Annotated in this window: 14 protein-coding genes; 9 read left to right on the top strand and 5 right to left on the bottom strand. The window is 65.1% G+C overall.

The window, feature by feature from the left end; all coding sequences use genetic code 11:
- Positions 1–44 precede the first annotated feature (44 nt).
- The 5 genes from ACTIFK_RS14535 to ACTIFK_RS14515 form a co-directional block, all read right to left on the bottom strand.
- On the bottom strand, positions 45–1,349 hold the full coding sequence (locus ACTIFK_RS14535) for an acetyl-CoA C-acetyltransferase (RefSeq protein WP_439543803.1): 1,305 nt from the start codon (positions 1,347–1,349) through the stop codon (positions 45–47).
- A gap of 44 nt (positions 1,350–1,393) precedes the next feature.
- Positions 1,394–3,418 carry a 3-hydroxyacyl-CoA dehydrogenase NAD-binding domain-containing protein gene (locus tag ACTIFK_RS14530; RefSeq protein WP_439543802.1) on the bottom strand — a complete coding sequence of 675 codons (2,025 nt, stop codon included), beginning with the start codon at positions 3,416–3,418 and terminating at the stop codon, positions 1,394–1,396.
- A gap of 14 nt (positions 3,419–3,432) precedes the next feature.
- Positions 3,433–5,958: an acyl-CoA dehydrogenase gene (locus ACTIFK_RS14525; protein WP_439543801.1), complete on the bottom strand. Its 2,526-nt coding sequence runs from the start codon at positions 5,956–5,958 to the stop codon at positions 3,433–3,435.
- Between the two features lie 329 nt (positions 5,959–6,287).
- A complete protein-coding gene (locus ACTIFK_RS14520; protein ID WP_439543800.1) occupies positions 6,288–7,631 on the bottom strand; it encodes an FCSD flavin-binding domain-containing protein in 1,344 nt (447 codons plus the stop codon).
- Positions 7,628–8,041 carry a hypothetical protein gene (locus ACTIFK_RS14515; RefSeq protein WP_439543799.1) on the bottom strand — a complete coding sequence of 138 codons (414 nt, stop codon included), beginning with the start codon at positions 8,039–8,041 and terminating at the stop codon, positions 7,628–7,630. The genes ACTIFK_RS14520 and ACTIFK_RS14515 overlap by 4 nt, the downstream gene beginning before the upstream one ends.
- 294 nt (positions 8,042–8,335) lie before the next feature.
- On the opposite strand from ACTIFK_RS14515, the gene ACTIFK_RS14510 reads away from it, so the two are divergent.
- The 9 genes from ACTIFK_RS14510 (at position 8,336) to ACTIFK_RS14470 (ending at position 15,255) form a co-directional block, all read left to right on the top strand.
- Positions 8,336–8,830 carry a thiosulfate oxidation carrier protein SoxY gene (locus tag ACTIFK_RS14510; protein WP_439543798.1) on the top strand — a complete coding sequence of 165 codons (495 nt, stop codon included), beginning with the start codon at positions 8,336–8,338 and terminating at the stop codon, positions 8,828–8,830.
- A 4-nt stretch (positions 8,831–8,834) separates the two neighbouring features.
- The gene (gene soxZ, locus ACTIFK_RS14505; RefSeq protein WP_439543797.1) at positions 8,835–9,161 is read left to right on the top strand and encodes a thiosulfate oxidation carrier complex protein SoxZ; all 327 of its coding nucleotides are present in this window, start codon (positions 8,835–8,837) and stop codon (positions 9,159–9,161) included.
- A 124-nt stretch (positions 9,162–9,285) separates the two neighbouring features.
- The gene (locus tag ACTIFK_RS14500) at positions 9,286–9,528 is read left to right on the top strand and encodes a CDGSH iron-sulfur domain-containing protein (protein WP_439543796.1); all 243 of its coding nucleotides are present in this window, start codon (positions 9,286–9,288) and stop codon (positions 9,526–9,528) included.
- Positions 9,529–9,766: 238 nt separating this feature from the next.
- Positions 9,767–10,681 carry a branched-chain amino acid ABC transporter permease gene (locus ACTIFK_RS14495; RefSeq protein WP_439543795.1) on the top strand — a complete coding sequence of 305 codons (915 nt, stop codon included), beginning with the start codon at positions 9,767–9,769 and terminating at the stop codon, positions 10,679–10,681.
- A 3-nt stretch (positions 10,682–10,684) separates the two neighbouring features.
- Positions 10,685–12,031 carry a high-affinity branched-chain amino acid ABC transporter permease LivM gene (gene livM / locus ACTIFK_RS14490; RefSeq protein ID WP_439543794.1) on the top strand — a complete coding sequence of 449 codons (1,347 nt, stop codon included), beginning with the start codon at positions 10,685–10,687 and terminating at the stop codon, positions 12,029–12,031.
- Between the two features lie 4 nt (positions 12,032–12,035).
- Positions 12,036–12,944 (top strand): ABC transporter ATP-binding protein, encoded by a 909-nt coding sequence (locus tag ACTIFK_RS14485; RefSeq protein ID WP_439543793.1) that lies wholly within the window; start codon positions 12,036–12,038, stop codon positions 12,942–12,944.
- A complete protein-coding gene (locus tag ACTIFK_RS14480) occupies positions 12,941–13,663 on the top strand; it encodes an ABC transporter ATP-binding protein (protein ID WP_439543792.1) in 723 nt (240 codons plus the stop codon). The genes ACTIFK_RS14485 and ACTIFK_RS14480 overlap by 4 nt, the downstream gene beginning before the upstream one ends.
- A complete protein-coding gene (locus ACTIFK_RS14475) occupies positions 13,663–14,034 on the top strand; it encodes a DUF6867 family protein (RefSeq protein ID WP_439543791.1) in 372 nt (123 codons plus the stop codon). The genes ACTIFK_RS14480 and ACTIFK_RS14475 overlap by 1 nt, the downstream gene beginning before the upstream one ends.
- A 105-nt stretch (positions 14,035–14,139) precedes the next feature.
- Entirely contained in the window at positions 14,140–15,255 is a 1,116-nt protein-coding gene (locus ACTIFK_RS14470; protein WP_439543790.1) for a branched-chain amino acid ABC transporter substrate-binding protein, read from the top strand.
- The last annotated feature ends 23 nt before the right edge of the window (positions 15,256–15,278 follow it).

Raw genomic sequence — 15,278 nt, 5'->3', positions numbered from 1 at the left:
GGCGCGCCTCACGGCACGCCGTTAAGCCGGGCAAGCCCTTTGGATCAGGCTGCGACGCGAGCTTCAGCGCGGTTGGCGCTTTCGAGGATCGCGGCCACACCCATGCCGCCTGCCGTGCAGACGGAGATCAGACCACGACCGCCGTGCTCGGACAGCAGCTTCGACAGGTTGGCCAGCACGCGCGCGCCGGTCGCCGCGAAGGGATGCCCGAACGCCAGCGACGAGCCTTTCACGTTGAGCTTGGTCCGATCGATCGAGCCGAGCGGCATATCCTTGCCGAAGTGCGTCTTGCAGTAGATCGGATCTTCCCACGCCTTGAGGGTGGCGAGCACCTGGGCGGCGAACGCCTCGTGGATCTCGTAGTAGTCGAAATCCTGCAGCGAAAGATGGGCGCGCTCCAGCATACGCGAGACGGCAATGGTCGGCGCCATCAGCAATCCCTCGCCCTCGGTGAAGTTGTTGGCCGAGCTTTGCGAATAGGTGAGGTACGACTGCAGGGCGAGGCCGTGCTTGGCCGCCCACTCTTCACTACACAGCAGCACGCAGGCGGCGCCGTCCGTCATGGGCGTGGAGTTCGCGGCCGTCAGCGTGCCCTTGTCGGATTTGTCGAAGGCGGTCTTCAGCGTCGCGAGCTTGTCGAGGCTCATGTCCTCGCGAAGGTTGTTATCGCGGAACACGCCGGCTGTCGGGACGATCAGATCGTCCATGTAGCCCGAGCGATAGGCGTCGGCGCCCTTGCGGTGGCTTTCAAACGCGAAGCGGTCCTGCTCCTGGCGGCCAATTTTCCATTCGCGCGCCATCAGCTCGCAGTGCTGGCCCATGGTGAGGCCGGTGCGCGGCTCGGCGACGTTCGGCGGCTGGGGCGCGAGTTCGCTCGGGCTGAAGCCCTTGAAGACACGGATGCGGTCCATCAGCGTCTTCTGCTGGCCGACCTGAATCATGCGGGCCGAAAACTTCTTCGAGAACACGATGGGCGCATCGGATGTGGTGTCGGAGCCGACAGCGATGCCGCACTCGATTTCACCCGAGGCGATCTTCGCGCCGATCATGGCCGCGGCCTGAAGGCTGGTGCCGCAGGCCTGCTGGAGCGTGATGCCCGGCGTCGACGGCGCAAGCTTGGTGCCAAGCACCGCCTCGCGCGCCAGATTGAAATCCTTCGAGTGCGTGACGACCGCGCCGCCGACGACCTCGTCGATGTGCACGCCCTTGAGCCGGTATTTGTCGACGAGGCCGTTCAGCGCCGCCGTCATCAGATCGAGATTGGACAAATCGGCGTAGAGGGTATTCGAGCGGCAGAACGGCGTGCGCACGCCGCCTACGATGCCGATTCGCCGCAAAGTTCCAGCCATGCTTCGCTCTCCTCTGTCCGCCCGCTGTACGCTGAGCGCGACCGTTATTCCGCAGCTTCGCGCGTTGCCGCGCCCTGGTTCTGCTCGTTCGCCTTGAAGTGCAACGGACCGCCGCGGAAGGGCGCGAAGCCGGTGCCGAAAATGACGCCAGCATCGACCAGATCCGCGCTTTCCACCACGCCGTCGTCGAGCGCGCGCTGCGATTCCCTGATCAGCGGCTCGATCAGTTCGCGTCCGAGCCGCTCAAGCTCGTCCGCGGGATACGTCTTTTCGCTCCTCTCGGCTTTGCCATCCTTCCAGACGTAAAAGCCCTCGCCCGTTTTCTTGCCGAGCTTCTTGGAATCCACCAGACGCTGCAGCATCGAGCCTTCGGGCGAGAGCCCGAGGATGCGCCCGACGTGCGCGCAGACATCGAGACCGACGTTATCCGACAGCTCGATGGGGCCCATCGGCATGCCGAACGCGCGCGCGGCCTCGTCGATCTTTTCTTTTTCCTCGCCCTTCTCAAGCCGGGCCATCGCTTCCATCATGTAGGGCGCGAGCACGCGGTTGACGAGGAAGCCGGGGACGCTCTTGGTGACGAGCGGGAACTTGCCGATGGCGGTGACGAAGGTTGCGCCCTTCTTCACCTCTTCCTCGCGGCTTTGCGCACCGCGCACGACCTCGACAAGCGGCATCTGGGCCACCGGATTGAAGAAGTGGATGCCGATCAGGCGGCCTGGATCTTTCAGCGGCGCGGCGATGGCTTCAATTTCGAGCGAGGACGTGTTGGTGGCCAGCACGGCGCCGGGCTTGATGATGCCTTCCAGCGCCGCAAACAGCTTCTGCTTGACGTCGAGACGTTCGACGATGGCCTCGATGATGATGTCGGCGCGCGATGCACCGGCGCCGCTGGGATCGGCGATCAGGCGCGCTTTCGCGGCCGCCTTCTCCGCCTTGGTCTTGAACTTGCGCGAGAACAGCCGGCCCTGCGCCTTGATGCCCTTTTCGATCACCTCCGGCGAGAGATCCTGAAGCGTTGCCTCCATGCCCGAGGCGACACACCAGCCGGCGATGTCGGCGCCCATCGTGCCTGCGCCGATGACATGGACGCGCAGCGGCTTCCAGGCCTGGTCTTTCGGAGCCTGGCCCTTGAGCAGTTCAGAGAGCTTGAAGACGCGGCGCAGGTTGCGGGACTGATCGGAAATCAGGAGCGGCGCGAAGTAGCGCGTTTCCGCAGCCTTCATCGCATCGAGATCGCCGCCGTGCAGCTCGAACAGATCGATCAGGCGGAAGGGCGCGGGGTAATGCGCCTCGCGGGCCTTTTTCTTGGTCTCGTCGCGCATCTTCTTGGCGAGCAGGGCGCGGGCAGGCCAGCGCGTCAGCAGCGATTGCGCGAAACCTGCGGGCTTGGCCTTGCGCTTCTTCTGCACGGCGCGGCGTGCGGCCCAGCGGAGCGCGCTGCGGCTCGCGACCAGTTCGTCGATCAGACCCATGGCGCGTGCGCGCGACGCACCGATCATCGAGCCCGTCAGCATCGCCTGCATCGCGGCCACGGGTCCGGCTTGGCGGATCGAGCGCGCGGTGCCGTGCCAGCCGGGGAAGATGCCGAGCTTGACCTCGGGGAAACCGACCTTCGTCGACGGATCGCGGGTAGCGATGCGGTAATGGCATGCGAGCACGAGTTCCAGGCCGCCGCCGACGCAGACGCCGTGGATGCCGGCCACGACCGGGATCTGCAGCCGTTCGATGCGGTCGAACAGCGCGAGCACCATGCCGAGGCGGTCGAGCACCTGGGCTTCCGTCTCGAAGCCGTCGAACTCGTTGATGTCGGCGCCGACGATGAAGCCCTTGTCCTTGCCGGAGAGGATGACGAGGCCGCACATCGTGCGGCGGCGCGCGCCCTCTTCGGCCCAATCGACGATGGCCGACAGTTCCTGCAGGGGCCGCGAGCCGAGCGCGTTGGCGCTTGCGCCCTCGCGATCAAAGATCGCCCAGCCGATCCCTTCCTGATCGACCGAGAAGTGCCAGTCGCGAAACGCGAGCGTGCTCGCGGATGCGTCTTCCGTTCTCTCGCCGCCGTCGGACATCGGTCGAACTCCCATTACATCTGTTTTTCCGCATCGGCCGGAAGGCCGCGCGAGTTGTGCCCGAGACTCGAAGCGGACACCTTGCGGTAGTTCGGCTCCAATTCCTCAGGCGCGAAATGATCGACCGCAATGACGCGGGCCGTCAACGTCTCGACCTCGCGCAGCATCAGCGCTTCGCTTTCGGTGATCGAGCCCGCGTCGGCCGCGGCCGCAATCCAGTCGATGCCGTGATAACGCCGCACGGTGCCGGAACGGATGGCGCGTTCGAGTTTCTTTTCGGCTTCCTCGGCGGCGACGACCTTTTTCAGCGTGACCTCGAGCAGACCGGTCGCGTCGTCCGGGTCGTCCGAAATGTAGATGTCGCGCGTGAGGCGGTCGCGGACGGGCCCCGGCTCCGTGACGAGACGCACGATCCGCGAGCCCAGCGCGTCGGGGGCCGGATAGTAGTGGCGGCCGAACGGGAACACGAGCACGCGCAGCAGGACACGCACGACCGGATTGGGGAAGTTCTCGACCGTGCCGCGGAGGGCTTCCTCGAAGCGATGCAGGCCGTTGGCGGCAGCGAAGGCGACAATGGCGCGATCGGGCTCGGGGCGCCCGTCGTCCTCGAAGCGCTTCAGGACGCAGCACAGGAGGTAGATCTCGGAGAGCGCGTCGGCGAGACGGCCGGTGATCTTCTGCTTGACCTTGAGGCCGCCGCCAAGAGTCGCGACCGTGAGATCGGCAACGAGGGCAAAGTTGCGCGAGGCGCGCGAGAGCTGGCGGTAAATGGTCTCCAGACCGTCAGCGCGATCCGGCACCTCGCCGAACAGACCGAGCGTGATGTTGTGGAAGAACGCGCCGGCAATGTTCGAAATCGAGAACGAGATATGGCCGAGCAGCGCGTCTTCGAAGGCGGCGAGGCCGCGCTTGGTGTCGGTGTCCTGGACGGCCTGCACCTCCTTGTACAGGTAGGGATGCGAGCGCAGCGCGCCTTGCGCAAAGGTGATCAGCGTGCGGGTGAGGATGTTGGCGCCTTCGACGGTGATGCCGACGGGGACGAGCTGATAGGCGGATTGCAGGTAGTTCGAGGGGCCATCGCAGATGGCGCGCCCGCCGTGGATGTCGAACGCGTCATTGACGGCCCGGCGCAGTTTCTCGGTGGTCTGGTATTTCATCAGCGCCGAAATGACGGAGGGGCGTTCTCCGCGCGATACCATGGCGGCCGTGACGGCGCGGGCGGCTTCGTTGACATAGGCCGTCTCGACGAGACGGGCGAGCGGCTCGTCGACGCCTTCCATTCGCGCGATGGGGAGGCCGAACTGGCGGCGGATGCGGGCATAGGCGGTCGTGACGCGCAGCATGGCCTTGGCGCCGGCCGTTGCCGAGGACGGCAGAGAGATCGCTCGTCCCGCCGACAGGCATTCCATCAGCATGCGCCAGCCGTTGCCGACCATCGCTTGGCCGCCGATGACCCATTCCATGGGAATGAAGACGTCCGTGCCCCAGTTGGGGCCGTTCGGGAAAGCCGCGCCCGAGGGAAGGTGGCGACGGCCGATGTTCACGCCGGGATGCGTCGCCGGAATGAGCGCGACGGTGATGCCGATATCCTCGGTGTCGCCCAGGACCTTGTCGGGATCGAAGAGGCGGAACGCGAGGCCGACCAGCGTCGCCTCCGGTCCGAGCGTGATGTAGCGCTTGTCCCACGACAGGCGGATGCCGACGACTTCGCGGCCTTCGTGCTCGCCTTTCGTCACGTAACCGATGTCGCGCATGGTCGCCGCATCTGACCCGGAGGTCGGGCCGGTGAGCGAGAAGCAGGGCACTTCGAGGCCCTGTGCCAAGCGCGGCAGGAAATGGTGCTTCTGCTCGTCGGTGCCGTACTTCTCGATCAGTTCACCCGGGCCGAGCGAGTTCGGGACCATGACGATGGTGACGACGTCCGGCGAGCGGGAGGCGATCTTGCCGAGGATCAGGGACTGGGCCTGGGCGGAGAATCCGAGGCCGCCATGTTCTTTCGAAATCAGCATGCCCAGGAAGCCGTGCGCTTTCACGAAATCCCAGATCTCGGTCGGCATGCGGCGCTCCGCGTGGCGGATCTGCCAGTGGTCGACCATGGCGCAGAGCTGCTCGGTCGGGCCATCGAGGAAGGCGCGCTCTTCGGGCGTCAGCACGATCGGCGGAATGGCGCGCAGCTTCAGCCAGTCGGGCGTGCCGGAAAAGATCTCGGCGTCGAAGCCAACCGTGCCAGCGTCGAGCGCCTGCTGCTCCGTGTCGGAAACCTTCGGCAGGATGTTGCGGACGAGCTTGAAGGCCGGCTGGACCAGAACCTTGCGGCGAACCTCGGCGACCGAGAGTGCGGCGAGCCCGGCCAGGCCGAGCCAAGTGAGCAAGCCGAGAAAGCCGAAATGCGGCGCGTGCAGGCCGCCATGGAATGCACCGCACTGCCAAGCCAGCGCGACGAGGCCGAGGCCGGCCGCCCATTGCCAGGGAGACGCCCGCCAGATGCCGAGCGCAAGCGCGACCGCGATCAAAGTGATCAGAAGCAGGATCAACGCCATCGGGGGCTCCGCTCTTTGGTCTGTCGCGCTGATCCGTCGTGCTCGGGGAGCGGCCGGCGCCAGGGGGCGCATCCCGCTCGTGTCCAGCACGTGTCACAGCACGTTCAACATCGCCTAGGCGTAGGCCGCTCAGAGTTGCTGAGGCTACCCCGCCTTCGATACGACGCTTCTGCTTCACACGCAAAAACGCGCTTCGAGCCGATATGGTAAGCGAAGAGTATAAAGCGTTCCTCTCCGCGACAATGAATTCAGAGAAATCTTTGTCTTTACTGGGCGTTAACGTTGTATCGTCCGTCGCCAATTGAATTCTTGCGGGTCAGCGTCCGCCGTTAACCGCGTCCTGCATGGGGATGCTTGCCGGTGGCGGAGGCCGTCTTGGCGAACATGTCAGCCGTCAGCGTCTCGTACCAGGCGAGGCTTTCCTCGTAGTTCTCCTTGCGCAGCTCCGCCGTCTCTCCAGGTTTCGAAATGAAGGGATCCTTGGCGACCAGGATGTGCTTGCCCTTGGCGTCGCCCGGCGCGTAGTCGGCGCCGATCTTCACGCTGTCGCCCGGCGTCAGCATGGACCAGCAGGTGTTGCGGTAGGCCGCCGGCGGGCGTTCGGCGCCGGTCAGGTCGGCGAGGATCTGGCCGGCGACGGCGCGGGCCTGGTTGCTGGCGGAAAAGGCCGATTTCGGCATGTCGTTGGCGATGGTCGCGTCACCGACGACATAGACGTTGTCCATTTTTGCCGACCGAAACGTTTCCGGCACGATGGGACACCAATCGCCCTCGGCTAGGCCGGATGACAGAGCGATGGCACCGGCGGTCTGATCCGGAATGATGTTGGCGACCGCGGCCTTGAACGTCTCGCCCGATTTCGTCACCACCTCGCCCGTCTTGGGATCGACGCGCGCGACGCTCATGTCGTCGATGTCGTTGGTGAGCCGCAGTTCGATAATGTCCTTGTAGTATTTGGCGAAGGCTTCCTCGAAGACGGCCTGCTTGGAAAACGCCATCTTGGGATCGAGGATGACAAGCTTGCTCTTCGGCTTCTCGCGCTGGAGGTAGTTGGCGATCAGGCAGGCGCGTTCATACGGCCCCGGCGGGCACCGATAGGGATTGCGCGGGGCGGCGATGACGACCAGTCCGCCGTCTTCCATGTCGTCCAGGCGCTCGCGCAGCAGCTTCGATTGGCGTCCGCCCGACCAGGCGTGCGGCATGAAATAGCTCGCCGCCTCGCTGTAGCCTTCGATGGCGCCGTACTTGAACCCGATGCCGGGCGCGACGACGAGCCTGTCGTAGCGGAGGTTCGCGCCCTTCTCGATCGCGACCTCGCGTTTCGCGGCATCGAAGCCCGTGGCGTGCGCGTGCACGACGTTGATGCCGAGCGCGGTCAGGCCGTCATAGGTGTTCGTAATGCGCGTGATCGGCATGAAGCCGCCGATGAAATGGTTGGAGTAGAAGCAGGACGTGTACTGGGTCTGCGGCTCGATGAGCGTCACGTCGAGGTCGGGTGAGGCGCGCTTGAGAGTGACCGCAACGGTTGCGCCCGCGGGGCCGCCGCCGACGATGACGACGCGGGCTTTGGCGGCGGCGCGCGCCGCGCGCGCGGCGGCGCTGAGCGACAGCGGCACGGCGGCAAGCGCGAGCGCGAACTGGCGCCGGTCGATGTGGCCGTCGATCTGGGTCATCGCGTACTGGCCTCCTTGGCCCCGAAACCTGGAAAGTATCCGGCCGCGGACAGCAACGGCCGCAGCTCTTCATAAAAGTAATCCGCGCCGGGATACCCGGTGACGCGGCCGAGTTCCTCGCCGGATCGCATTAGGATGAAGGTCGGGGTGTAGATGACGGGCGCGAGGCCGGTGAGCTCCGGCGCGCCGCGGCGGACGCGCTGCAACGGCGCGAAGCGGCCTTCATCCGTATTGCGATATCCGCGTCCGATCTCGGCATGCCACTTCTGGCAGAAGCGGCAGCCTGGCTCTTCCACCATCACGAGGCGGATGGGAGAGGCGGCGCGGGACGGGAGCGATGTCAGGGCACCCGCGACGAGCCCGCCAAACATGAGCACGGCGGAGGCCAGCACAAACGCATACGCTGCCACTATCCCCGCGCGTTTTCTGCGCGGTCCTGTGTCAGTTCCGACGTGGTCGAGGGCCATTTTTTGCACCTTCGTTTGTTCGCATGCTACCAGTCCCTAAGTATGACGAGAAGCAGCTATGGTCACGATGCGCGCGCATTCTTATGTGTAAGCCAAGCTTATGTGTAAGCGAGGGCGCGCGTTCCCCGCCTTCGGCAGCGCGCTTTGGAAAATGATGCGAGCACGGACGTGAGAAAATCGGTTTCGGCACACGATTGCCCGGCGGCACACGAGCGCCCGGCGGCACAGGGATGCCCCGTGAATCGCCGTGCCGTTCTGGCGGGCGCGGGAGCGCTCGCGGCGGCGGCAACGCTTCCTGACGCGGTCTTCGCCGAGACCGACAAGTCTGCCACCGCAGCCGCCGCGGACCCGCCTCCCCTCGTTCCGACGGACCAGTTCGGAGACGCCTTCGCAAAGGTGGTTGGAAACGGCACGCCGATCGAAGGGCGCGTCACGCTGGAGCTGCCGGACTATGCCGAGAACGGCAACATCGTTCCCTACAAAATCAGCATCGAAAGCCCGATGAGCGCGGAGGACAACATCCAGCGCGTCACCCTGCTCTCGACGCAGAACCCGCAGGCGACCGTCGCGGTCTTCCATTTCACGCCGCTCTCCGGCAAGGCGATCGTGTCCGGACGCATGCGCCTCGCCAAGACGCAAGAGGTCGTCGCCGTGGCGCTGACGTCCAGCAACTCGCTCCTGATCGGGCGGCAGATGGTCGATGTCGGCATCGGCGGATGCGGGACGGAGTAGGATCATGGCCGCTTCCAAACCCCGCCTCAAGCTGCCCGAGCAGACTGCCACCGGCGACGTGATCGAGATCAAGGCGCTCATCACGCATGTCATGGAAACGGGCAACCGCAAGACCGCCGACGGGCAGCCGATCCCGCGCAACATCATCCATACGTTCAAAGCCGAATACGATGGGAAGCCGGTGTTCACGGCGGAGTTTGGTCCCAGCATTTCCGCCAACCCCTACATCTCGTTCTATCTCAAGGTGCCGGGGCCCGGCGAGTTGCGGGTGACATGGCTCGACGATGAGGGTGGCGAGACGATCGAACGCTATCCGATCGAGGTCGTCTGAAGGCGACGCCGTCACGACCAAAAAATCCGACCTATCAGAGCGGCTTATATTCCGGCGTCGGGGGTCTTGCCGGTCGGCGAGGAAGCCGATACGCCGATGGCTAGGCATCTCTAGGAATTGAATCATGTCTGATGATCCCGTCGTCGCGCAGGCAGGCCCCTTTCAGGTCGAACTCGTCGAAGGGCAGACGTACTGGTATTGCCGCTGCGGACGTTCGCAGGCGCAGCCGTTCTGCGACGGCTCGCACAGCGTGACCGACCTCGAGCCGCTGGAATTCGTGGCGCCATCGACCGGCACCTTCAATCTCTGCGGCTGCAAAGCCACAGACGACGAGCCCTGGTGCGACGGCTCGCACAACATGATTTGAGGCCGTGATCCCGGATCCGGCCGACAATTCCGGCGAATCGCGCGCCGTTGCAGACGCTTAGGTAGACGCAGCCGACGCCCCGGCGTCGCTATAAATACGTCCGCTCTGCACAAATCCACAGCACGTGCGCCCGTGTCGCCACTTCCTGGTCATTGCGGCCGAAAAATCGTTTCCCATCCGCGCCGCACCCAGCCTAAACAGCTAAGGTGAGTGCCTATTCGGGGGAACGGCCGCGACAATGGACTATTTCATCCAGCAGCTGATCAACGGGCTCACGCTCGGTTCCATCTACGGTCTCATCGCCATCGGCTACACGATGGTCTACGGCATCATCGGCATGGTGAATTTCGCCCATGGCGACGTGTTCATGCTGGCCGCCTTCATCGCGCTCATCCTCTTCCTTGCCCTTACGCAACTGCTCGGCATCAGCTCGCTCGGGATAGCGCTGCTGATCGTGCTCGTGCTTGGCATGGCGCTGACCAGCCTCTGGGGCTGGGTGATCGAAAAGCTGGCCTATCGGCCGTTGAGGGGCTCGTTCCGCCTCGCGCCGATGATCTCCGCCATCGGCATGTCGATCTTCCTGTCGAACTTCGTGCAACTCGTGCAGGGCCCACGCAACAAGTCGCTGGAGCCCATCCTCTCGAATGTCATCGTGATCCCGATCGGCCAAGGCTCGGTGACGCTGGCCGAGAAGCAGCTCGTGATCATGTTGGTGACGGCCCTGCTGCTCGGCGTGCTTTGGTATGTCGTCCAGCGCACCTCGCTCGGGCGCGCGCAACGCGCCTGCGAACAGGACCGCAAGATGGCCTCGCTGCTCGGCGTCGACGTGGACCGCACGATCTCGATCACATTCATCATGGGCGCGGCGCTGGCGTCGGTCGCGGGGCTGCTTTGGATGACCTATTACGGCGTCGTCAGTTTTTCGGACGGGTTCGTGCCCGGCGTGAAGGCGTTCACGGCCGCCGTGCTCGGCGGCATCGGCTCGCTGCCGGGCGCCGTGCTCGGCGGGCTCCTGATCGGCCTGATCGAGACCTTCTGGTCGGCCTATTTCACGATCGACTACAAGGACGTCGCGGCCTTCTCGATCCTCGCCATCGTGCTGATCTTCATGCCCTCCGGGCTGTTGGGCCGCCCGGACGTCGAGAAGGTCTAAACGATGGGACACCTAGGCGACGCGTTGAAATCGGCGTTCATCGCGGCCCTGGTGACCTTCGGTCTGGCCTTCCCGATCGTTGCACTTCGCACCGACACCAACTTGTCGAACCAGCTCGTGCTGGACCAACGCTGGGGACTGGCGTTGACACTGGCCGGCGTCGCCTTCGCCGTCCGCTTCGTCATCGCCCTCCTCTATCCGGCAGGCTTTGTCCGCAGCGTCGCGAAGCCCCGCAGCGAAGTGCCGCCGCATCCCTACCTGCGTTATCTGCCGCGCGTCGGGCTGGCGCTGCTCCTTGCGTTTCCATTTCTCGCCGCCGCCATGGCCTCCGCCGGCGGTCCGGGCGTTTTGAAGGTCGTCGACACCTACGGAATCCAGATCCTGATCTATGTTCTGCTCGGGCTCGGTCTCAACATCATCCTCGGTCTTGCCGGCCTTCTCGATCTCGGTTTCGTGGCCTTCTACGCGGTCGGCGCGTACAGCACGGCGCTCCTTACAACGACCTTCGGCCTGTCATTCTGGATCGCACTGCCGCTCGCGGGCATCATCGCGGCGCTCTGGGGCGTCCTGATCAGCCTGCCGGTGCTGCGCCTCAAGGGCGACTACATCGCCATCGTCACCCTCGCGTTCGCGGAGATCGTGCGCCTCGTCATCGTCAACTGGGTGCCTGTCACCGGCGGCTATGCGGGCTTCTCCGACATTCCGAAGCCGACGTTGTTCGGCTATTCGATCGGCCCGGGTCCCGACTCGATCTGGTCGGCGCTCTCGATCCCCTATGTGCCGATCTACCGGCTCGCATTCATGTACTACCTCGTACTCGCGCTGGCGCTGGCCGCCTATTTCGTGACGCTCCGCCTCAGAACACTGCCGGTGGGGCGCGCCTGGGAAGCCTTGCGCGAAGATGAGATCGCGTGCCGTTCGCTCGGCATCAACACGGTGACGACCAAACTCACGGCGTTCGCGGCCGGCGCATTCTTTGGGGGACTGGCGGGCGCCTTCTTCGCCGCCCATTACAGCTTCGTGAGCCCCAAGTCGTTCGAGTTCCTCGAGAGCGCAATGATCGTCGCCATCGTCGTGCTCGGCGGGCTCGGCAGCATGGTTGGCGTCGTGATCGCAGCGGCGGCCATGATCGGCGGCACGGAGCTTCTGCGCGAACTCGGCGCATTGCAGGCCGTATTTGGAAGCGGGTTCGATCCTGCGCAGTACCGCATGCTGCTGTTCGGGCTTGCGATGGTCGTGCTGATGGTGTTGCGGCCGAAGGGGCTTATTGCGACGCGCGAGCCGAGCGTGCGGCTCGAGCCGCGACCGACGCGCGGTAGCCCCGCGCACCGACTCCAGCCGGCGGAGTGAGGCAATGCGCTGGCAATCCGAACCTCTTCTCGTCGTCGATCACCTTTCCATGCGCTTCGGCGGCCTGGTCGCCGTCAAGGACCTGTCGTTCCAGGTCGGGCGCGGCGACATCACGGCGCTGATCGGTCCGAACGGCGCGGGCAAGACGACGGTCTTCAACTGTATCACCGGTTTTTACAAACCGACCAGCGGACGGATGGCGCTGGCGCACGGCTCGGCCGCCACTCCGGATGCGGTGGACGTGCTGACCCGCTCCGACCGTCGCCGCACGCACGGGAAAAATCCGGAGCTGTTCCTGCTTGAGCGGATGCCCGATCACGAGATCGCGTCGCAGGCGCGCGTGGCGCGCACGTTCCAGAATATCCGCCTGTTCCCGGGCATGACGGTGCTCGAAAACCTGATCGTCGCGCAGCACAAGACGCTGATGCGCGCGTCCGGCTGGAGCCTCGGCGGGCTGCTCGGCTTGGCGACCTATCGCGCGGCAGAACACAAGGCGCTGAAGCTGGCGCGGGCGTGGCTCGAGGTCGTCGGGCTCGTGGACCGCGCCGATCACCTTGCCGGAGAACTGCCCTATGGCGCACAGCGGCGGCTCGAAATCGCGCGCGCCATGTGTACGAACCCCGTGCTGCTTTGCCTCGACGAGCCGGCGGCGGGCCTCAACAATCGCGAAAGCGCCGAGCTGACGAAGCTCCTGCGCGGCATCCGGGCGCAAACCGGCGTTTCGATCCTGCTCATCGAGCACGACATGTCGGTGGTGATGGACATTTCCGATCATGTCGTCGTGATCGAGTACGGCACCAAGATCGCCGACGGCACGGCAGACAGCGTCAAGAACGATCCAAAGGTGATCGCCGCCTACCTCGGCGTCGAGGACCAGGACTTGGTGGCGGTGACACGAGGGAGCGGACCATGAGCGCACCCTTGTTGACGGTTTCCAATGTCTCGGCCTTCTACGGCAACATCCAGGCGCTCAAGGGCGTATCGCTCGATGTGCACCGCGGCGAGATCGTGACGCTGATCGGCGCCAACGGCGCCGGCAAGTCGACGCTGATGATGACGGTGTTCGGCAATCCGCGCGCGAAAGAGGGTCAGATTCTCTTCGAGGGCCGGCCGATTACGCACCTCGCCACGCACGAGATCGCGCGTCTGCGCATCTCGCAGGCTCCCGAAGGCCGGCGCATCTTCCAGCGCATGACGGTGTTCGAAAACCTGCAGATGGGCGCGGCCGTCGACGGGGGAGAGAATTTCGAGGCGGACCTCGAACGCGTCACAACTCTCTTTCCGCGTCTCAAGGAGCGCCTTCTGCAGCGCGGGGGCACGCTCTCGGGCGGCGAGCAGCAGATGCTCGCCATCGCGCGAGCGCTCATGGCCCGGCCCAAGTTGCTGATGCTCGACGAGCCGTCGCTGGGTCTCGCGCCGCTGATCGTCAAACAGATTTTCGCGACGCTGGCCGAACTCAACGCACAGGGCATGACCATCTTCCTCGTCGAGCAGAACGCCTTCCACGCGCTGCGCCTCGCGCATCGGGCCTATGTGATGATCAACGGCGCCATCACGATGGCTGGCGCCGGGCGGGAGTTGCTGGCCCGGCCCGAGATCCGCCAGGCCTACCTCGAAGGCGGGAGGCATTGATGATCGAAGGGTTCCTCACCTCGCTCGGCTACGCGCTCCCGCCGGGCGGCGGCCTCACCCCGTTCCTGCTGCTCACGCTCGCCATCGGCGGCGGCGCGGCCTGGCGGACCGGACAGGCCGTGGCCGAGGGATGGACTCCGGTCTGGCCGGTGCTCGTCTATACGGCGATCATCGCGGCCGCCGTGCGGTTTCTGCATTATGCGCTGTTCGGCGCCACGCTGCTGTCGCCGCTGAGCTTTCTCATCGACTTCGCGCTCCTCGCCGTCATCGGGCTCGTGGCCTATCGCATCCGGCGCGCGCGGCACATGACCGAGCAGTACGGATGGATTTTCGAACGTTCCGGTCCGCTGAGCTGGCGCGATCGCCCCTAAGGAGCCTCACGCCCGGCGTGACTTCGCCGCCGTTTCGAGAGACAAACGCGGTCTGACATTCGACACGCGCGCGAACGCGCTCATTTCACAATCAGGAGGAACTCGATGCGTCTCGTGAAGCTTGCGATCGCGCTAGCGGCAGCCCTTTCCCTTTCCGCGTGCGGCGGCGAGAAATCGCTCAAGATCGGCGTCGCGGGTCCTCTGACCGGCAAGGACGCCGTGTTCGGCGCGCAGCTCAAAAACGGCGTCGACCAGGCCGTGCTGGATATCAACGCGGCCGGCGGGTTGAACGGGCAGAAGCTCGAACTCGTCTTCGGTGACGACGCCGGCGATCCGAAGCAGGGCCGCTCGGTCGCCAACACGTTCGTCGGCGAGGGCGTCAGCTTCGTCATCGGGCACTTCAATTCGGGCGTCACCGAGCCGGCCTCCGACGTCTACGCCGAGAACGGCGTCCTGATGATTACGCCCGGCTCGACCAACCCCAAGATCACGGACCGGGGCCTCAGTAACGTGTTCCGCACCTGCGGGCGCGACGATCAGCAAGGCAAGGTGGCGGGCGAGTACATCGCGCAGCATTTCAAGGACAAGAAGGTCGCCATCGCGCACGACAAGACGACCTACGGCAAGGGCCTGGCCGACGAGACCAAGAAGACGATGAACGGGCTCGGCGTGCAGGAAGTGCTGTACGAAGGCATCAATGCGGGCGAGCGCGATTTCAGCGCGCTGGTGTCCAAGATCAAGGCGTCCGGCGCGGACCTCGTCTACTGGGGCGGCGTGCACACGGAAGGCGGCAGCATCCTGCGCCAGATGCGGGCGGCGGGCGTGACGGCTGTCATGATGGGCGGCGACGGCATCGCGACCGACGAATTCGCAGCCCTCGGCGGTCCCGGCACCGAAGGGACGCTGATGACGTTCGGCCCCGATCCGCAGAAGCGGCCGGAGGCGGCGGCCGTGCTCGAAAAGTTCAAGGCGCGCAACTTCAAGCCGGAAGCCTACACCCTCTATGCCTATGCGTCGGTGCAGGTGATCGCGGAAGCGGCCAAGGCCATCAACTCCGTCGATCCGGCGAAGATCGCCGCGGAATTGCACACCGGCAAAACGTACAAGACGGTGATCGGCGATCTGGCGTTCGACGCCAAGGGCGACGTCACCCGCATCGATTACGTCATGTACACGTGGCAGAAGCAGCCCGACGGCACCATCGGCTACGTGCAGAACTGAGCCCGCGTCGATGCCCCGGCGGC

Source organism: Hyphomicrobium sp. (genome assembly GCF_051860585.1).
Classification (GTDB): Bacteria; Pseudomonadota; Alphaproteobacteria; order Rhizobiales; family Hyphomicrobiaceae; genus Hyphomicrobium_C.
The sequence above is the reverse complement of the archived record's forward strand: the minus strand, read 5'-3'. Positions and strand labels throughout refer to the sequence as shown.